The sequence below is a fragment of the Paenibacillus ehimensis NBRC 15659 genome (genome assembly GCF_004000785.1).
Taxonomy (GTDB): domain Bacteria; phylum Bacillota; class Bacilli; order Paenibacillales; family NBRC-103111; genus Paenibacillus_G; species Paenibacillus_G ehimensis.
Genome location: NZ_BILX01000018.1, coordinates 64,529 through 82,353, shown reverse-complemented (window position 1 = coordinate 82,353; position 17,825 = coordinate 64,529). Strand labels below are relative to the sequence as shown.

The window sequence follows — 17,825 nt, the reverse complement described above, 5'->3', positions numbered from 1 at the left end:
GTAGACAGTGTTTCGAAAGAGCATTGACAGGAGGTTTCATGATGGTTCCTTCCCGCCAAAATATAACGATCAAACCCCGCAAAACCTTGCGGAATGTTATTATAGGTCTTGCCCTGCTTGGAGCAGGCGCTGTCGCTTACGCCGGATATTTGCTGCATCAAGCCGATAAGGCGCTGGAAAATATGTCCGTCGCCCCGCCGGTAAAGACGACTCAGCAAGGCTTGAACAGTCTCGTTGCCCCTGCGGAGAACTTTAAGCCGATGACCTTTTTGCTGACAGGTATCGACAGCCGTCAAGGCAGCGGCGGCACACTGAACACCGATGTGCTGATGCTCGTCTCGCTGAATCCGGAGACCCGCTCCGCCACCGTCGTATCCATTCCCCGCGATCTGGAGATGAAGCCGAGAGAGTTCGGCCTTCCCAGCCAAAAAGCAAACTACTATTACGCCTACTATTACATACAGGACAAAGACACCGCGATTCAGAAGACGAAAGAGCTGTACGGCGATATGTTTAACGTGCCGATCGATTATATGGCGGCGATCGATTTCGACGGCTTCCGCAATGTCGTCGACGAGCTCGGCGGCATCGAAATGAACGTCGATATGGATATGCGCTATGTCGATGAAGAAGACGGTACGGATATTAATCTGAAAAAAGGGTTTCAGACGTTAAACGGCAAGCAAACGCTTGATTTCTTGCGCTACCGCAAATCCAACCGGGGCACCGAAGAGTCCTCGGACCTCGCCCGCAACCAGCGTCAGCAGGAAGTGCTCGATAAGCTGCTGCAAAAGATGACGTCGTTCAATGGGATTGCCCAATGGGGCGGATTGCTGAAGATCGCCGGAGAAAGCGTAAAAACGGATATCCCTGCCGACGAGCTTCGCCGGTTTCTGCTTTCTTTCCAGAAGCTGAAGCCTGACCATATCGAATTCATCCACCTGGACGGCCGATGGGACAGCCCTTATATCGTTGTCAAAGAAGACGAGCTTACGGCAGCGATCGCCGCGTTGCGGACGCAGCGAGGCCTTCCGGCCGAAATCCCGGGGACTACCGTGACCGGTTCGACCTACAGCGTGTACAGCAAACGCTTCGGCATCGATCCGGCTCCCCTGAAGATCAAGGAAACAAGCACGACGACCAACAAAAACAGCAGGTCCCGCTAAGCGCGGCAGACCTGTTGTTTTTTTAATTTAATTCTGCATGACCTACGGATGTCGAACACTTGTTCCAGTACTAGATGAAAATAGTACTTATCCCCTCCTCCCTGTACCCTTACAATTATTGTAACTCAGTACGGAAAACGATATCGGGGGAGGAACGTTAGGCATGAAAGAGCGGCTGCGCAGGCTGCCATCACACTGGCCCGGGGCCGTGGTGATTTTGGGCGTCTTCCTATATGGGCTCTTCCTTACGCTAGGGAAAGGGCCTCCGTCGGGTGCAGGCATGCTGGCCACGGCGGCAGGGGCAGGCTGGATCGCCTATAAATGGCGGTTAAGGCTCCTCTTGAACGTATCGCTGCTCGGAGGATGGCCGGCGCTCCTGATTCTAAGCCCGGGCCCGGATGTAGGCTGGATGCTCGGGACCGGTTTATTGGCATTGAACGTCGTTTATTTTACCCTCAGTCTCCGGCTCGAATGGAACGAGCTGAAATTCACCGCGTTCGCAGGCACGTGGCTGTTGTATTTCCTGTTTTACTTGAAGCTCCAGCCGGACGCCGCCGAAGGCTGGAGCCTTGCGTACCGCTATGCGCTTCTGACTTATATTTTTTACATTGCCGCCTTGTCCGCCTTGATATGGAAGAAACGGACAGATGACGGCGCCGACCTGTTCCTGGGTATCGCGAATGCCGCCGTCTTCGGCTTCTGGGCGTTCGTCTTGTGGGAGCGGGTCGTGCCGATCGCCTACCCGATGCTGTTCATGGGGATGTTGTACGTCCTCCTGGCCTGCCTCATCCGACGCTGGTTACCCGAATTCTCCACGATCGTCCTGATGAAGCTGTTCGGCGGGATTTTGCTCATCCTCCTCGCATCGCTCCACTTCCTCAAGGAACGGACCTTAGAACCGGTCACCCATGTATTTATATGGCTTCCTGCCGCCATCGCCATGCTGGGACTCGGTACCGTAAAACGTTGGGATGCGCTCCGAGGAGGGGCGGCCGTCGTCTGGCTTGGCGTCTTCGGCTACTGGCTTTTTGGCGCCTGGACTGCGGCTGAGGCGGACCCGTTCGGCAATCTCTCACCTTTTGCCCACGGGAATATGCCGGCTTGGGCGCTGCTGGCCGCCGTAGGGTTTTATTTGTCGGCCAAAGGCCGTTTCGAACGTTTGCGGGAAGACGACAACCGGATGCTGTCCAATGGATTCACCCTTCTCAGCCATCTGGCGGTCGGCGGAGGGCTTGCCTGCGGAACGCACAGCTTCTTTGCCTATTACGGGCTATCTCCACGCCCGAACCTGCAGCTTACCCTGTCGGCCGTCTGGGGCTTGTACGCGCTTTTGCTGCTGCTGTGGGGCGCTTACCGGAAGCGGAGGCCGCTTCAGGCCTTGGGCTCGTTGACGCTCATCTGTCTCGCTGTCAAGACGATACTATTCGACCTGTCCGGGAGTCCGGCGCTGGACAAGGCGATCGTGTTCTTCCTGTTCGCGGGATTATCTGCCGGCATCGCTTACACGACGAACCTTCGAACGGCCCCAACCAAACGGACCAAGCCCGACAACGAAGCGGCCCCCCCTTCCTGAAACGGCAAAAAACCATCTCTTGCGGAGAAGCGGCACCGAAGAGATGGTTTTTCTATTGGTTTGGCCGAATGGCATACGTGCATTTGCCGCCGCCTTTGGCGAGACATTCCGTCCGTTCCACTTCGGCCTCCGGACCGAGCAAACGCTGAAACATCGCGAGCTCGCATTGGCAAGCATGGGTATATTGATTGGCTACCTGAGAGATCGGACAATTGTACTCCTTAAGCAGATAACCGCCGTCCTCTGTCGGCTCCAATTCGACCATGTAGCCATTCGCATTCTGAATCTCGGCCAGCTCCTGAACGCGTCCGGCGAAGGGCTTGTCTTTCATCCGTTCCCCATACCGTCCAATCAGTCTCTCCTTGCGCCGCTCGAACAGCAGGTTCACGTTGCTTTCCCCCAAGGAGGCTTCCAGCTCTTCCAGCAGATCCAATGCGAGATGCTGATACTTTTTGGGAAATAAGTCGTCGGCATTCGGTGTCAGCGAATACAAATTCGAAGGTCGTCCCATCGCCTGCCGCACCAGCTTCGATTCGATCAAATTATCCCGCTCTAGCGTATTCAGGTGCCGCCGCACCGCCATTTCCGTGATGCCTAGCTGCTTCGACATGTCCCCGACGCTGAGCGCCCCTTTGGTCTTGAGCATCGTGAGAATGACGCGCCGCGTCGATACGTCCGTTTCCTGGTTCATCCGGTCTCACCGTCCTTCTTGTTTGCAGGCCGCCTGTTTCATTCTGGGCGAAGCTATGCTGTACCGTATGAATAAAAATATTGTATACGAAATGGGACGATAAGTAAATTAATATACTACTATGTATGTAAAATACTAACCGAGGAAAAGGCTGGCTGGAACAAAAGCGATAAAAAGTCGAGGCTTCCCCGCTATGCTGACAATAGGTTGTCAGGGTTAACCCATTAAGCTGGAGGTAAGTGTTATCCGATACGAGGAGAGGAAGATTAGCGGATGGACAAGCTCGAGCTTACCAAAATGTACAAGACCTATTATAAAGCCAATACGGAGCCGGAGCTTGTAGGATTCGGCGAAGCACCGTACTTGACGATTGCCGGTCAAGGCGACCCGAACGGCGAACGGTTTGCCCAAGCTGCCGCAGTGCTGTACGCAGCCGCATACGGCGTCAAAGCGCTTGGCAAAGCGCAGGGGACCGATTTCACGGTGCCAAAGCTGGAAGGGCTGTGGTGGGTGGAATCCGATCAGCCCGCATTGGAAGTCCCGCGGCAGGAATGGCGCTGGAAGCTGCTGATCCGAATGCCCGACTTCATTACCGGGGCCCTGGCAGCCGAGGCCAAGGAGAAGACGGCCCTGAAGAAAAAAGAACTCGCCGGCGACATCACTCGTGTGGCGTACGAGACGATGGCCGAAGGGCTGTGCGTGCAGATGCTCCACGTCGGCCCTTACGAGAGCGAGCCGGAAACGGCGGAGCGCATGAACGCTTACATGGAAGCGCGCGGACTGGTTCAAAACGGACTGCATCATGAAATTTATTTGACCGATCCCCGAAAAACCCCGCCCTCCGGCTGGAAAACAATTCTGCGCTTCCCCGTAGAACAAAGGGACCTGTCCTGATCCGGACGGTCCCCGTTCTTAACGGCGCTACAGCATTTCCTTACGGATAAACGCCGGTACGGCATCGGCAAAAGCGCTCAGCGCCCCGGGCAGCTTCGCGATCGTCGGATGCAGCCCGCTGCGCGGCAGCGTGTTATATTCCTGCGTCAGCGGACGGCGCAGCTTCACAAGCTCCGTCAGAACGAGCGCTACGTCGGCCCCGAACACGCCTTCGCCGGCGAGGATCTCGACGATATCCTCATAGCTGCTGGCGTCCCGCATCATGAACGCGTCGATCAGCAAGCTGCCGACGTCGGTCACCGTCTCAATCGCCAGATGCAGCGTCCGCTCCTGCGCGAAATGCAGAAGCAGCTCCGAATCCGCTTCCTTTACGCCAGTCTTTCCCCGGGCTTCCCAAGCGGACTCCAAGGCAGCGCAAGCTTGAAGTAATTCCGGCACGAAGGCCAGCCGGGCGTCGATTTGTTCCTGATTCACATAGTACATATCGCTTATCTCCGTTTCTTCTTTTTCCACTTGGACCACAGCGCGATGCCGGGGAAAAAGGCGATGAGCAGGACGATGAGCAAAACCGCCTGCATCAAGTATTCATAGCTCATGGTATCGGATGCTCCTTCGTCTGCTATTCGGCCGCCGCGCGCTCGCGCACGTACGCCCAATGGTTCGTCGGACCGTGGCCGGCGCCGATGCCGAGCGTATGCCGGATGGCAAGCGTAATAAATTGCTTGGCCGTATGAGCGGCCTCCAGCAGCGTGTTTCCTTTGGCAAGCTCCGCACAGACGGCCGCGGAGAAGGTGCAGCCTGTCCCATGCGTATGGCGCGTTTCGTACCGCTCGCCCGTCAGCAGGTGAAATGCCTCGCCGTCGTACAGCACGTCTGTCGGTTCACCGCTGCGGTGGCCGCCTTTGACGATCGCCGCGCCCGCGCCGAACTCCTTAACAATGCGCCGCGCCGCCTCTTTCATGTCCTCTATCGTGGCGATCGAAAGGCCTGTAATCACTTCCGCCTCCGGGATATTGGGCGTCACCAGCGCGGCCAACGGCAGCAGCTTCTCGCGCAGCGCGTTCTGCGCATTGCCGGCGAGCAGGCTGGCTCCGCCTTTAGCGACCATCACCGGGTCGACGACAAGCCGCTTCAGCCCGTGCTTGCGGATGCATCCCGCAACGAGCTCGATAATTTCCGGCTGCGACAGCATGCCCGTTTTGGCCGCGTCCGCTCCAAGATCGGACAGTACGGCGTCGATCTGCTTCTCGATCCCCTCCAACGGGATATCGTAAATGCCGTGAACACCCAGCGTGTTCTGGGCCGTAATTGCCGTAATGGCGGACATCCCGTACACATCGAGCATTTGGAACGTTTTCAAATCCGCCTGAATCCCCGCTCCGCCTCCGCTGTCCGAACCAGCGATGGTCAATGCTTTGAATATCGTCATGCTGCTCCAGCCTCCCGAATCGCTATACCTTTCATAAGTTTAGTCTTCTCCTTCCCTACCGTCAAGAAGCCCGGCAAGCCCGCGGTCTCCGGTTCGTGATCATTTTATGACAAGTGGGACAAACGCTTTGACGCCGCGGAAGCGAAAGCGTTATGATGAAAATACATTTCAATGGAGAAAAGGAAGGTCCGATCCCGTATGTCCCGGAGAACCCATGTGCTGCACGTTATTACGACCAGCCGGCAGGAGCTGGATGAGGTAGCCGCCATTGTGTCCCGCTGTCCGTTCGAGCTGGTCGACGCGCTGCACATCCGCGAGAAGCACCGCAGCGCCAGCGAGCTGGTGCGCTGGCATGCGCGGTTGAAGCCGCTGCTGCCGCACACGGCAGTCGTGCTGAACGACCGCCTGGATGCCGCGCTGGCCGCCCGGGCGGACGGCGTGCAGCTTACCGGCGGCAGCTTGTCGCCGGCCGAAGCGCGGGCCATCGCTCCGCACGGCATGATGCTCGGCTGCTCCGTCCATTCGGCCGCGGAAGCGGCCGAGGCAGGCCGGCAGGGAGCCGATTACGCTCTCTTCGGCCATGTGTACGCGACCGGCTCGAAGCCAGGCCTACAGCCGCGCGGCCTGAACGGACTGGCGGAAGCGGTGGAAGCGGCGGACGTGCCCGTCCTGGCGATCGGGGGCATCGAGCCGCAGCTTGTGGACGACGTCTTGTCCACCGGCGCAGCCGGCATTGCCGTGCTGTCCTCGGTGCTGCTGCATGCAGACCCGCCCGGACAAATTGCCGCATTCCGGGAAGCGCTCGATCGGACGAAGCATACCCCAAGGAGAGGATTGTCATGAGTACGGATTCAAGTCATACGGGCACCAAGCCGACCGTTATCATCGTCGGCGGCGGCATTATTGGCTGCAGCGCGGCCTATGAGCTCGGCAAGGCCGGCTTTGCCTGCACGCTGATCGAGAAGGGGGCGCTGAATCAGGAGGCGTCCACCGCCGCCGCAGGGATGCTGGGGGCTCAATCCGAAACGCACCGGCCCGGCCCTTTTTACGAGCTGTGCCGTCTGAGCCAGCAGCTGTACCGCGCTTGGACAGACGAGCTGGAGCAGGTCAGCGGCCTTACGGCCCAATATGTGGCTGAGGGAATCGTCCGCGCGGCCCTTACGGAAGAAGACGAGGCCGAGCTGCGCGGCCGTTTGTCGTGGATCCGGGACGCCGAATGGGTTCAGCCTGCAGAGATGCTGAAGCTGGAGCCCGAGCTGACCAACGCCGTGCGCGGCGGGCTGTATTTGCCTGCCGATCATCACGTGCACCCGGTCTGGCTCGCCAAGACGCTGCAGGCCGCGATAGCCAAGCAGGGCTGCGCCATCCGCGAGTGGACGCCGGTCATCCGGCTGTTGACGGAACCCGGAAGCGGCCGGATCCGCGGCGTACAGACGTCGGAAGGCCCGCTGTACGCGGACCTCGTCGTGCTCGCTGCGGGCGCTTGGAGCCCGGCATTGACCGAGCCGCTCGGGCTGAGCTTGCCGATGTTTCCGGTCAAGGGCCAGTGCATGTCGCTCAAAACCGAAGCGCCGCTCATCCGCTCCACCGTCTTCACCAAAGGGTGCTATGTCGTACCGAAACGGGACGGCAGCTGCATTGTCGGCGCAACCCAGACGGAAGCCGGCTTCGACAAGCGGCCGACCGCCAAGGCGATCGCCGAACTGCACGCCAAAGCGGCGGCGCTGCTGCCGCGGCTTGCCGATGCCGAATTCATCTCGACTTGGGCGGGTCTTCGTCCCGGCACGCGGGACGGCCTGCCGTTCCTCGGAACGTGGGACGCGGCGCCCGGCTTGATTTTCGCTACCGGCCACTACCGCAACGGCATTCTGCTCGCACCGGCCACCGCACGGATTGTCGCCGAGCTGGCGCAGGGCCGGCCGACTTCGGCGGACTTGACGCCGTTCACGCCCGCCCGGGCTGCCGCCGGTACAGCCGCCGTCTTATGATTTCATACGGGCGAGGAGCGCCCACCGCCGTTCGTGGCGCCGCTTATATTTGGGAAGCCCCCGGTACAGTTCCACCGCTTCGCGGAACGCCCGGCGGGCTTCTTCGTTTCGCCCCAGCCCCCGGAACAGCAGCCCGAGCCGGTAGTACGCTTCGCAGGACGAAGAATTGACCTCTCCGAACCGTTCCAGATACCGGATCGCCTTCTCCGGATCGCTGCCTGCGAACGCTTCGCCCAGCCGCAAATAAGGCTCGCCGTATTTTACCCGTGGGTTCAGCTCCAATGCCCGCAGCAAGAGGCGTTCGCCTTCCTCCGTCCGACCCAGCTTCAACTCGCAGATGCCCTGCTCGCTGAGCACGTCCGCTGAATCGTCCATCACCCGGGCCACCTCAACCAACAGTTCGAGCGCCGCGCCGTATTTTTTTTGCTCCATATAAAGGCGGGCGATTTCCAGCTTGGTCGACGTATGATGCGGATTGAGCCGAAGCTCATCCTTCAAGCGGGACAAACGCCGCGCCCGCTTCAGCGGCTGAAAAATACTCGGGGTCAAGCCGACAAACCGGCGGTCGAGCATGTACAGGATGATCAGCAGCACAAGAAAGGCCACAAACGGATTCCCGGTGACCCACCATAATAAAGAAAAGATTAAAACTTTGCTCACGCCTGGCGTACCTGCCTTTCGCTTGTTCTCCCACCGATTGTACCACAAATTGCCATACGGGGCACAGTTCTTCATGTGTCCCGTATGGTCTAAAGATGAGCAGGGAGCCCAAGCGGAAATCAGCGTCTATCGGACGTGAGCAAATTCAAATTTAAGCCGTACAAGCTTGAAATTTTATCGATAAACCGACCGTATCTGGCCGCTTTTGCCTTTCCTTTCTCGCATAAAAACGATGGACGAGTACATTGTAAAATAATGTAACCTTTTCATTCAACCAGCTCATTCGATGTTATAATGCTATTCTCAACTTACACGCGCTTCCAAAAGTTCAGATGTGAACGTTTCCCGAACAGGCAGGAATTTACCGCCTGCTTCGCGAATGGAATGTCCATGAAGCTATCGGGGGGAACAGCCATTCCATGAGTACTGCAAATGAAGACAAGGCCGCCAAATGGCAAAAAACGCGGCAATTGGGCAAAGCAAAATATGTGATGTACTACGGCGTTGCCATGTGGGGGATATCGCTGGCGGTGCTATTTACGGCGATCGAATGGCTGACGCAGCAGACGCTGACGCCGTCCTGGTTTACGATCCGTATCATCGTATTCGGGATTATCGGCTTTTTTATCGCGAACTTCCGTTGGGACGGAAACGAACGCAAATACGCGCCGCGCCCGGCGAACAAGAAGCGCTGAACGGCGGTAAAATAAGAAAAGCTTCTTATCGAAGCCTTTTCGAAGAAGATACATTCGTGTCTTAGCGGAAGCTTTTCTTGAAATGATAGAATGGTTCAGTCCGCTGAAAACTTATACATTCTATCATTAGTTGATAAAGTAGTCAGATGAGATAATAGAGGTTACGATGGGGTGGGGTATCCACTTCCGACCGCTACTCCACCCCGCAAAGTGAAGTTGAATCAAGGAAGCTTAGTCCGAGTACTTTGCGGGGACCCCGGGTCCTCGGGAAATTTGATTGGAAGCCGCTTAATAGCGGACATTTCCCGAAGACAAAGGCGGCCGCTATCGCTTCTCCAGTGGATACCCCACCTCCGTATGCATCTCTATTTTTGTAAACGACCACTTTCTCAACAAGCCCGTCTGTTTTTTGGTTGTCCGGCTTTACGGATTACACCTTCTGCAGCCTCGCTTCCTCCAGCTTCTGACGTATCTGCTCCCGAACGTCACCGAAGCTTAGCACCTGCTCTTTAAACGCTTCTCTCGGGTGCCAATGCGTCTCTCCCGCTTCGTCGGCGAACAGCTTCTCCGTGACATCGACATAAGCGGCATGCAAGTCGTTGTCGTACCAATCGATATCGCGGTCTGTATCTTTTTCCCCATATCGTAATCGTTGTCATGCGACTCTGCAAACAACGCCACCAGATGGTTGTCCCTCCCTTTGACACGAACTTCCACATCCGCGCAAAGCTGGTTGCCACGCTCCAACACCCGTCGGCATTCTGCATGTTCAATCGGATTCATAGCCATTTCTCCCTTTCCAGCGCTTCGCTGCGAATAGCTTTCCACTCCCGGAAATCCGCTATACCTTTTATTTTTAAAATTAAATAAAACACTTGACTTTAGTAAGTTACATGTTTTATTATACTTACATAAAGTAAGTTATTAATTTTGCTCGACCCTATTACTTTTTCGCCATATTAAAGGAGGCTTTCTTTTTATGTCCAACGTACTTTTCATTAAAGCAAACGACCGGCCGGCCGATCAGGCCGTTAGCGTAAAGCTGTATGACGAATTTCTGAAATCATACCGCGAAGCTCACCCGCAGGACCAAATTACCGAGCTTGACCTGTTTGCTGCTAACCCGCCTTATTACAATTCGGTTATGATGACTGGTCTGTTCAAGCAAGGTAAAGGCATGGAGCTGACAGCGGAAGAAAAAGCTGCGGCCGATGTGGCCAACGGGTATCTGGATCAATTCATGGCTGCGGACAAAGTCGTCTTCGCGTTCCCGCTCTGGAACTTTACGATTCCGGCTCAATTGACCACTTACCTGTATTACCTCTGCCAAGCCGGCAAAACGTTCAAATATACGGAGCAAGGACCGCAAGGTCTCGTAACCGGGAAAAAGGTCGCACTGCTGAACGCGCGCGGCAGCGTTTATTCCGAAGGACCGATGGCCTCCCTTGAAATGTCGCTGAATTATGTTAAAACCATCTTGGGCTTCATCGGCGTGACAGACCTGACTACGGTCGTCGTCGAAGGCCATAACCAATTCCCGGACCGTACCGGAGAAATCGTGGAAGCCGGTCTTCGCGAAGCCGCGCAAGCCGCAACCACCTTCTAATTTCACAGCTGCATCACACCGTCGGCTCCTTTCCAGGGGCCGATTTTTTTGGCTTTCGCCTAAGTTCCGCCCCGGGCGAATAGGATGTCCTATGGGACAAACGCAGAAAATTTTCTCAATTTTTTGTACCTTTTCGCAAACTCGTATATGATAATGGTGGGGCCTTATTGCCCTCATTCCAAACTTCACCATTGTTTCGCGAATCTGAATGAGAACTAAGGTGCGTGAAAAACTATGTCTGAAGCCAACCCCAAAATTTTGATTCTCTACGCCAGCTACGGCGACGGCCATCTTCAGGTGGCTAAAGCGCTGCAGCAGCGTTTTGCCCGCTTGGGAATCGAGCGGGTCAAGCTTGTGGACCTGCTTGCGGAGGCCCATCCTCTCATGAACGCCGTCACCCGTTACGTTTATCTGAAAAGCTCTACCCTGGGGCCGGATTTATACGGCTGGAGCTTTTATTGGACCCAGCATCTAAAGCACGATACGGCGTTTACCAAATGGCTGAACCGGCTCGGCACGCGCAAATTCAAGCAAATGCTGCAAGCCGAGCAGCCCGATGCGATTGTTTATACGTTTCCGCTGCCGGTCGTCTCCGGGCTGATGTCCCGCAACGGTACGGCCGTCCGGACGTATACCATACTAACCGACTTTGTCCTTCACCAACGCTGGATTCATCCCGATATTGATAAATATTACGTAGCCACGGAGCAGCTAAAGCAGCAGATCGCCGCTTCCGGCGTCCCCGGGCACCGCATTGAGGTGTCCGGCATCCCGCTTCGCAGCCCGTTCAGCGAGCCGATCGGGCAGCAGGACGTCTGCCGGAAGTACGGCATTGACCCATCCAAGCCCGTCGTCTGCCTGATGGCCGGAGCCTACGGCGTCTTGAAGCACATCAGCCGGATGGGGCAAGCGCTGCTCCAGTTGGACGAAATCGAGCTTGTCTTTGTGTGCGGCAGAAACAAACCACTCAAGGAGCAGATCGAAGCCTCGTTTGCCGGGCATCCCCGCGTCCGCATTCTCGGGTACGTCGAACACATTCACGAGCTGATGGCAATCTCGTCGTGCTTAATTACGAAAGCTGGAGGCATCACGCTCTCGGAAGCCTTAGCCATGCGTCTGCCAGTTATCGTATTCCGTCCCCTCCCGGGCCAGGAGAAAGAAAACGCGCGCTTCCTGGCGCAGCAAGGAGCGGTCGAAATTGCGCTACGCCCGGATGAATTGACGTCGCTCGTTAAGCGGATCGTCTCTCTCCCCGGACAAGCGGAACGGATGAAGGCGGCCATGGAGGAATTGTATCGCGGAGACGCGGCGGAAGCGGTCGTCCAGGATATGCTCGAAGGTCTCTCCCGGACCAGGACCGGACTTTTTGGCTAGAGCGGAGGCTCGGCTTTTGCTTGTGATACAGGAGGTGTTTAGGTCAGGTGTCGCGAAAAATCGCAATGGACAAAGATGTACTGCCGCTCGCGCTCATTTTGTTTTTAGTCGAATTCGTTCGGGGCGCCTATCTGGTCTCCTTTTTGCCGACCTATGCTACGGGGATTCTCGGTCTTTCCGTGGCCGTCGTCGGCGCGGCCGTGTCCGTTCATTACGTCTCGGATACGGCGATCAAATGCTTGGCCGGTTATTTGCTCGATCGCTTTTCGCTACGGCTTATCCTTCATTCCGGGTTGTTCGTTTCGCTGCTTGGCCTGCTTGCGATGTATTTCTTCCATCAGGCATGGGTGCTGATTGCAGCTGCCGCCGTATTCGGCATCGGCGTGTCCCCCGTATGGCTTGTCTGCCTCAGTAAAATTAAGGAAGAGAATCGGGCCTCCCAAATGGGCATCCTTTACACGATATGGCTGGTCGGATTAGGGTCGGGGCCGGTCGTGCTCAACTTTTTGATCGATAAAGGACACCGGCTCTCCTTTTGGCTGATGGTCGGCTTGTGGGCTCTCGGGTGGCTGCTCGCGCTGCGGATGAAAAACGAAGTCTCCTCCAAGCAGACCTACATTCCGCTGAAACGTCAGGCGGAGCTGCTGTGGGAACGAATGAAAACGATGAAGCCGCTGCTGCCGGGCATGATTCTGCAAACGGCGGCCGCCGGCATGCTTGTCCCGATCCTGCCCGGCTTTGCCGCCAAAACGCTGGGCATCAGTCACAGCGGCTATTCGCTCGTCCTGATGGCGGGCGGCGCTTTGACCGTCCTGTTCCTGATCCCGATGGGAAAATGGTCCGACCGCCTGGGACGCAAATGGTTTCTCGTCTTCGGGTTCGGGGTGATGGCTGCCGCTCTTTTCCTTCTGACCCGGGTTACGGCCCTGCCTGCCGCCGTATTGATCGCCGCAGTCCTCGGCTTTGCCTACTCAGCCGTCCTTCCGGCATGGAATGCTCTTCTGGCGGACTATGTGCCCAAAAACCAGCAGGGTCTCGGATGGGGATTATTTTCGAGTGTGGAAGGGATCGGCGTCGCTATCGGCCCGATGATCGGCGGATGGCTGGCCGCCGCGTTTCATGAACCGGCCGCCGTATTGACCAGTGCAGCTCTGCTAGGGGGGATTGCTTTGTTTTATTGTTTCGTTCCTGTAGAAAGAGTGATGGAGCATGGCTGAATCGATCACGATTCTCGTTATCGTCCTCACTTTATATACGCTGATTCCTACATTTCTGATGCGCGTCTTCTCGCTGGGCGCGTACCCGAAGGAAAACACCGAGCACGGCATTGCGCTCACCTTCGATGACGGTCCGGACCCGAAATATACGCCGATTCTGCTTGACCTGCTGGCGCGGCACGGCGTCAAAGCGACCTTTTTCGTGCTCGGATCCAAGGCGGAGCGTTACCCCGAACTTATTCTGCGGATGCACAACGAAGGCCACCTGATCGGGGTTCATAATTATGTCCACCGCACCAATGCCTTGATGATGCCTTGGAAGGTCCGAAAGCAAATTAATCGGACCGCCGGGGTGATCGAGAAGATAACCGGCAAATCCCCTCAATTTTATCGCCCGCCCTGGGGGGTTGTGAACATCTTTGACTTTTTCTTGTCCCGGCGTTTTCGCATCGTGCTCTGGTCGCTTATTGTCGGGGATTGGCTGAACCGGACGGGCAAGGACAAAATCAAGCAGCGGTTGTTCGCTCAGCTTCAGAGCGGTTCGGTGATCGTGCTTCATGACAGCGGGGATACGCTCGGGGCGGACCCGGATGCGCCCGAGCTCATGATTGCCGCGCTCGATGAATTTTTGACGGAAACGGCGCGCCGCGGCTTTAGATTCGTCCGCATTGACGAGCGCTTCCCGCTGAACGAAGCGGAGGATCGCCCGCCTGCGCGAAAACGGTGGATTGCCGCGGTCTGGCTGCAGTGGGAGCGGCTCTTTCAATGGCTGCTTCATGTGCAGCCGATCGATCCGCTTAATGCGCTGCTCCAGTTTCGGTTGTGCCGGTATCATGGCAAGCGGATTCCGCTCAACGACGGACAATTCATCGAACCCGGCGACCGCGTCATGGAGCTTCACCTTGACAATGCGACGCTGCTCGACTTCGGTATACAGGCCAGATCTCCAATGCAGCTGGCCGTACAATTGATCCGCGCGATGGAGCGGTGCTTGCCGCACGTATCCGAACGACTGGCAAGCGATCCGACGCTAAGCGACGTGAAAGGCTTATACGGCGTCTCGATCATCCATCGCGGGGCTACCCAGCTTGGCTTTACCGTCTCCGATCTCCCCAAGGGCCTCTTCTTATTTTGCTCCAAGCTTTACCTGCGGTGGCTGCTGTACGTCATTCACCCGCAGGGCAAGCGGAGATTGGAGACGAAAACCGCGCTGCTGACGCCGAAAATGATCGCCATCTCCGCAAACGAGATCCGCCGGAGATACCCGTCCAGCGGCTTCCACAATCCGAAGCTGACTTCGAATCCGCTGACGGCTGCGAGAGGCTACGACGAAAGCATGTATCAAGGGATGTAAAGGAAACACGAACCTCTGCAAAACAAAGAGCCTGCAATCTTCGCGATTGCAGGCTGTCAAGGATTGTATATATTAAAAAGGGGGTCGATTGTTATTATAGGCAAGGAACGTTAACGCAGGATGAAATTCAGATTACAGTTTTGTTACATTTCAATAGTTACTGTAACTAGGCATCTGGGTCCGGGGCCGGATCGCCGCCGATTTTTTTCTTCATGATCAGTTGAGCGAAAAACAGCAGCACCTCATTATTCACAAACGAAATTCCCAGTCCGAACAAACCGAACATCCGGGAAAACTGCTGCTCGGAGCCCGCAAACACCGACGACCACCACCAGACCGCGCCCGCCGTCAGCAGAACGTTGACCACCGTCCCCGCCAGAAACGAAAGCAGCAGCTTTTCGGTCTTCCACATCATCAGAACCCCAACGAGTCCCGTGAATACAAATCCGGCCCCCAGCATGAGCCAATAAATCGAATCGTATGTCAAGGCAAGTCCCACTCCTGTCCGGTCGCATGTTTATCCCTTCCAAGGTTACCACGAAAGAAGAAGCCGTACAACCGGTTCCACAGTTCGCCTCAAAACTGTCAAACTCCGGCCGTCTGGTCATCCTCCCTCAAGAAGCGTATAATAGAAGGGATAACCGATTCAGGAGGTGCCGATATGGCCAAAAGTCAAGCATGGAAAAAACGGCGGAAGCTGGAGCGTGAAGGCTCTCGCAATCCCGAGTTGAACCGCGGAAGCTGGCATGGCGTCGTTCCGGTCGAACGCACGACCCCAACGCTGCACGAGAAACAGAGACGTTTCATGGATAAGCACAAAAAGAAATGGAACCGCACGCTGCCCCCGGACAGTGACGGTTCCATTTTTTATTATTCACCGGCAGCTCCGGCTTTTGGCCTTATACAATATCGGTTCCGTTCAGACGCTGCTTCGCATACAGTGCGCTGCCGACGATGCCCGCATCCTCAATCCGTTCCGCAGGCTTGATGACGAGATTGTCCAAATAGAACGAAAGCGTGGACCGCTCGATTTCTTTGCGCATCGGCGCAAACAGTCTCTCGCCTGCCAGCGACCCGCCGCCGCCGATCACGATCGCCTCCGGGCTGAACAACGGAATCGCCGCAGCCAGGCCCCGGCCGAGCAGCGTTCCCGTGCGCTCCATCACGGCAATCGCCGCAGGGTCTCCTTCGTCGTACGCGCGGGATACGTCCGCGGCCGTCAACCGTTCAAGCTTGTCCCCGGAGAAACGCTCGGCCAATATCGTCGCTTCGCCTCGCTGTACCGCTTCCCTCGCTTGACGGGCAATGCCCGTTGCCGAAACGGCCGTCTCCAGGCACCCGGTCATCCCGCAATTGCAGCGGTAGTCCAGGCCTGGAACCGGGATGTGTCCGAATTCGCCGGCACGTCCGCCGCTGCCGTAGTACAGCCTGCCTTCGTTAACCATCGCAGCCGCAAGCCCCGTCCCGACCGTAAGACCGAACACGTGCTTATAGCCTTGGCCCGCCCCGGCTACCGCCTCGCCGTACACATACATCCGCACATCGTGGTTAAGGTAAACAGGCAGTCCGCCGAGATGCTTGCTCAGCTCCGATGTGATCGGGACGTTTTTCCAGCCGAGGTTGACGGCGAGCACCGACACTCCGTTCACATGGTCGACAAAGCCGGGAATGCCGATGCCGACCGCCTCCGGCGATACGCCGGCTTCCGCGATCAATTCGCTCACGGCCTTCCCCAGCCGCTCGATCACGTCCTCGCTGCCCCGCTGCGCCTCCGTCGCCACCTTCGTCATGCGCAGCGTCCGTCCCGTCTCGTCCGTCAAACCGCATACCATATTCGTACCGCCGATATCGATTCCTACGTAATGTTTCACCGGATCTCCTCTTTTCTTTGCGTTTCGCTCTAGTAATCTCCCCATCAGAGGACGGGAGCCGCCGGCTCCGCCAAGTGCAGCGCGATCCCCTGCTCTTCCAAATACCGCTTCAGCTTCCCGTCGGCCGGCTGGTTCGTTATGCAGCCCTGCACGGCCGTCAGCGGCGCGATGCTGAACAGCGAAGTGCGGCCGACCTTCGTATGGTCGAAGACGGCCACCGTCCGGCGCGACCGCTTCAGCATCAGCCGGGCGATGTCGGCTTCCTGCTCGGAGAAGGTGGTCAAGCCCTGCTCCTCGGTAACGCCGTCCACGCCCAGAAACATCATGCCGATGTTGACACTGTCCACAATTTTCTCCGCAAGCGGACCGCACAGCTCGAAGCTGTTGCGCCGCATCACCCCGCCGGTCAGCACCACCTGTATGCCGTCGCTCTCGGACAGCTCCATGGCGATGTTCACCGCATTGGTCACGACGGTGATGCCTCTGCGCAGCTTGAGCTCCCGGGCAATTAAAAATGTCGTCGTGCCTCCGCTCAGCCCGATGACGTCGCCTTCCTCCACCAGCGAAGCAGCCTTGGCCGCAATGGCTTCCTTTTCCAGCCAGAGCAGCTCCTTCTTCTCGTTGAAGGGGACTTCCCTGCCGGCAGACGGGGACGGCGTATCGAGCTGTGCGCCGCCCAGGCTGCGGATCAGCCCGCCCTGCTTCTCCAGCAGGTCCAAGTCGCGCCGGGCGGTCGCTTCCGAGCATGCGAACTTGTCAATGATGTCTTGAATCGTAATTTTTCCTTGGCGTTTCAGCAGGTTCATAATCTGCTCGCGCCGCCGGTCGCCCTTGCTGAGCATCTTTCCGCTCATGGCGTCCCCTCCTGTCGTTCCCATCCGTTTGACAATCTAATGAAATAATAAATCATTTTTTTGACGATATCAATCAATTTCAGTCAAACGGGAAGAAAGGCGCCTTCCCTCGCAGGCGAACGCCGCTAAGCTGTTCCCGGGAGCGGCGAACCAGTTTATTGCACGAGGTCCCATTCGTGAATCTCATAGCGGCGGGCGCCGTGGAGCACGTACGGATCGTTCTCCGCCCAGGCTGTCGCCTCTTCCAACGACTCGGCCTTGTAAATGACCATGCCTCCAGAGCCGTCCATAAACCGTCCGTTGGCGAAAATACGCCCTTGACCGCGCTGCGCCTCCAAATAAGCCAAATGCTCGGGGCGATAGGCCGCGCTCTTCGCTTCGTCGAGCATCGGCAAAAACACAACGAAATGCTTCATTCTGGAATACCCCGTTTCTGTATTAATGACGGGCCGA

19 protein-coding genes are annotated in these 17,825 nt (G+C 56.9%); 10 read left to right on the top strand and 9 right to left on the bottom strand.

Going from position 1 to position 17,825, the window contains the following annotated elements:
* Positions 1–41 precede the first annotated feature (41 nt).
* Complete coding sequence (locus PEH01S_RS13225; protein ID WP_025851758.1) at positions 42–1,166, top strand: LCP family protein; 1,125 nt, start codon at positions 42–44, stop codon at positions 1,164–1,166.
* Between the two features lie 163 nt (positions 1,167–1,329).
* Complete coding sequence (locus PEH01S_RS13220) at positions 1,330–2,739, top strand: DUF2339 domain-containing protein (protein WP_127485940.1); 1,410 nt, start codon at positions 1,330–1,332, stop codon at positions 2,737–2,739.
* 52 nt (positions 2,740–2,791) lie between these two features.
* Here PEH01S_RS13220 and PEH01S_RS13215 read toward each other — a convergent pair whose 3' ends face one another.
* A complete protein-coding gene (locus tag PEH01S_RS13215) occupies positions 2,792–3,430 on the bottom strand; it encodes a helix-turn-helix transcriptional regulator (protein ID WP_025851761.1) in 639 nt (212 codons plus the stop codon).
* Positions 3,431–3,703: 273 nt separating this feature from the next.
* Between PEH01S_RS13215 and PEH01S_RS13210 the strand changes: the two genes are divergently transcribed.
* Entirely contained in the window at positions 3,704–4,324 is a 621-nt protein-coding gene (locus tag PEH01S_RS13210; RefSeq protein WP_127485938.1) for a GyrI-like domain-containing protein, read from the top strand.
* 27 nt (positions 4,325–4,351) lie between these two features.
* Here PEH01S_RS13210 and PEH01S_RS13205 read toward each other — a convergent pair whose 3' ends face one another.
* Together PEH01S_RS13205 and thiD are read right to left on the bottom strand one after the other, a co-directional pair.
* Complete coding sequence (locus PEH01S_RS13205; protein WP_025851765.1) at positions 4,352–4,807, bottom strand: DUF86 domain-containing protein; 456 nt, start codon at positions 4,805–4,807, stop codon at positions 4,352–4,354.
* Between the two features lie 136 nt (positions 4,808–4,943).
* Positions 4,944–5,753: a bifunctional hydroxymethylpyrimidine kinase/phosphomethylpyrimidine kinase gene (gene thiD / locus PEH01S_RS13200; protein ID WP_025851767.1), complete on the bottom strand. Its 810-nt coding sequence runs from the start codon at positions 5,751–5,753 to the stop codon at positions 4,944–4,946.
* A 198-nt stretch (positions 5,754–5,951) separates the two neighbouring features.
* Here thiD and PEH01S_RS13195 point away from each other — a divergent pair, with 198 nt between their 5' ends.
* A complete protein-coding gene (locus PEH01S_RS13195) occupies positions 5,952–6,596 on the top strand; it encodes a thiamine phosphate synthase (RefSeq protein WP_127485936.1) in 645 nt (214 codons plus the stop codon).
* On the top strand, positions 6,593–7,741 hold the full coding sequence (gene thiO, locus PEH01S_RS13190; RefSeq protein WP_127485934.1) for a glycine oxidase ThiO: 1,149 nt from the start codon (positions 6,593–6,595) through the stop codon (positions 7,739–7,741). The genes PEH01S_RS13195 and thiO overlap by 4 nt, the downstream gene beginning before the upstream one ends.
* On the opposite strand, the gene PEH01S_RS13185 is transcribed toward thiO, so the two are convergent.
* Entirely contained in the window at positions 7,736–8,401 is a 666-nt protein-coding gene (locus PEH01S_RS13185) for a tetratricopeptide repeat protein (protein ID WP_127485932.1), read from the bottom strand. The two genes, thiO and PEH01S_RS13185, sit on opposite strands and share 6 nt — an antisense overlap.
* Positions 8,402–8,820: 419 nt before the next feature.
* On the opposite strand from PEH01S_RS13185, the gene PEH01S_RS13180 reads away from it, so the two are divergent.
* Positions 8,821–9,096 carry a hypothetical protein gene (locus PEH01S_RS13180; RefSeq protein ID WP_025851776.1) on the top strand — a complete coding sequence of 92 codons (276 nt, stop codon included), beginning with the start codon at positions 8,821–8,823 and terminating at the stop codon, positions 9,094–9,096.
* Between the two features lie 430 nt (positions 9,097–9,526).
* Here the strand turns inward: PEH01S_RS13180 and PEH01S_RS35405 are convergent, their stop codons facing one another.
* A complete protein-coding gene (locus PEH01S_RS35405; RefSeq protein WP_246062907.1) occupies positions 9,527–9,691 on the bottom strand; it encodes a hypothetical protein in 165 nt (54 codons plus the stop codon).
* A 384-nt stretch (positions 9,692–10,075) separates the two neighbouring features.
* Between PEH01S_RS35405 and PEH01S_RS13170 the strand changes: the two genes are divergently transcribed.
* The 4 genes from PEH01S_RS13170 to PEH01S_RS13155 all read left to right on the top strand — a co-directional run bounded on the left by PEH01S_RS13170 (position 10,076) and on the right by PEH01S_RS13155 (position 14,647).
* Complete coding sequence (locus PEH01S_RS13170; protein WP_127485930.1) at positions 10,076–10,702, top strand: FMN-dependent NADH-azoreductase; 627 nt, start codon at positions 10,076–10,078, stop codon at positions 10,700–10,702.
* A gap of 234 nt (positions 10,703–10,936) precedes the next feature.
* A complete protein-coding gene (locus PEH01S_RS13165; RefSeq protein ID WP_127485928.1) occupies positions 10,937–12,076 on the top strand; it encodes an MGDG synthase family glycosyltransferase in 1,140 nt (379 codons plus the stop codon).
* Between the two features lie 47 nt (positions 12,077–12,123).
* Positions 12,124–13,293: an MFS transporter gene (locus PEH01S_RS13160; protein WP_025851783.1), complete on the top strand. Its 1,170-nt coding sequence runs from the start codon at positions 12,124–12,126 to the stop codon at positions 13,291–13,293.
* Positions 13,286–14,647: a polysaccharide deacetylase family protein gene (locus PEH01S_RS13155; RefSeq protein ID WP_025851784.1), complete on the top strand. Its 1,362-nt coding sequence runs from the start codon at positions 13,286–13,288 to the stop codon at positions 14,645–14,647. Before PEH01S_RS13160 ends, PEH01S_RS13155 begins: the two co-directional genes overlap by 8 nt.
* Positions 14,648–14,813: 166 nt before the next feature.
* Here the strand turns inward: PEH01S_RS13155 and PEH01S_RS13150 are convergent, their stop codons facing one another.
* The 4 genes from PEH01S_RS13150 to PEH01S_RS13130 form a co-directional block, all read right to left on the bottom strand.
* Complete coding sequence (locus PEH01S_RS13150; RefSeq protein ID WP_025851785.1) at positions 14,814–15,134, bottom strand: hypothetical protein; 321 nt, start codon at positions 15,132–15,134, stop codon at positions 14,814–14,816.
* A 412-nt stretch (positions 15,135–15,546) separates the two neighbouring features.
* On the bottom strand, positions 15,547–16,518 hold the full coding sequence (locus PEH01S_RS13140) for an ROK family protein (RefSeq protein WP_025851787.1): 972 nt from the start codon (positions 16,516–16,518) through the stop codon (positions 15,547–15,549).
* 44 nt (positions 16,519–16,562) lie between these two features.
* Positions 16,563–17,372, bottom strand: a complete 810-nt coding sequence (locus PEH01S_RS13135) for a DeoR/GlpR family DNA-binding transcription regulator (protein ID WP_127485924.1) — start codon at positions 17,370–17,372, stop codon at positions 16,563–16,565.
* Positions 17,373–17,527: 155 nt separating this feature from the next.
* Positions 17,528–17,788: a YciI family protein gene (locus PEH01S_RS13130; protein ID WP_127485922.1), complete on the bottom strand. Its 261-nt coding sequence runs from the start codon at positions 17,786–17,788 to the stop codon at positions 17,528–17,530.
* Between the last annotated feature and the right edge of the window lie 37 nt (positions 17,789–17,825).

Bases quoted from the DNA above. Each gene is read 5' to 3' on its own strand.
- PEH01S_RS13225 (WP_025851758.1), top strand. From the start codon at position 42: ATGGTTCCTTCCCGCCAAAATATAACGATCAAACCCCGCAAAACCTTG.
- PEH01S_RS13220 (WP_127485940.1), top strand. From the start codon at position 1,330: ATGAAAGAGCGGCTGCGCAGGCTGCCATCACACTGGCCCGGGGCCGTG.
- PEH01S_RS13215 (WP_025851761.1), bottom strand. From the start codon at position 3,430: ATGAACCAGGAAACGGACGTATCGACGCGGCGCGTCATTCTCACGATG.
- PEH01S_RS13210 (WP_127485938.1), top strand. From the start codon at position 3,704: ATGGACAAGCTCGAGCTTACCAAAATGTACAAGACCTATTATAAAGCC.
- PEH01S_RS13205 (WP_025851765.1), bottom strand. From the start codon at position 4,807: ATGTACTATGTGAATCAGGAACAAATCGACGCCCGGCTGGCCTTCGTG.
- thiD (WP_025851767.1), bottom strand. From the start codon at position 5,753: ATGACGATATTCAAAGCATTGACCATCGCTGGTTCGGACAGCGGAGGC.
- PEH01S_RS13195 (WP_127485936.1), top strand. From the start codon at position 5,952: ATGTCCCGGAGAACCCATGTGCTGCACGTTATTACGACCAGCCGGCAG.
- thiO (WP_127485934.1), top strand. From the start codon at position 6,593: ATGAGTACGGATTCAAGTCATACGGGCACCAAGCCGACCGTTATCATC.
- PEH01S_RS13180 (WP_025851776.1), top strand. From the start codon at position 8,821: ATGAGTACTGCAAATGAAGACAAGGCCGCCAAATGGCAAAAAACGCGG.
- PEH01S_RS13170 (WP_127485930.1), top strand. From the start codon at position 10,076: ATGTCCAACGTACTTTTCATTAAAGCAAACGACCGGCCGGCCGATCAG.
- PEH01S_RS13165 (WP_127485928.1), top strand. From the start codon at position 10,937: ATGTCTGAAGCCAACCCCAAAATTTTGATTCTCTACGCCAGCTACGGC.
- PEH01S_RS13155 (WP_025851784.1), top strand. From the start codon at position 13,286: ATGGCTGAATCGATCACGATTCTCGTTATCGTCCTCACTTTATATACG.
- PEH01S_RS13135 (WP_127485924.1), bottom strand. From the start codon at position 17,372: ATGAGCGGAAAGATGCTCAGCAAGGGCGACCGGCGGCGCGAGCAGATT.
- PEH01S_RS13130 (WP_127485922.1), bottom strand. From the start codon at position 17,788: ATGAAGCATTTCGTTGTGTTTTTGCCGATGCTCGACGAAGCGAAGAGC.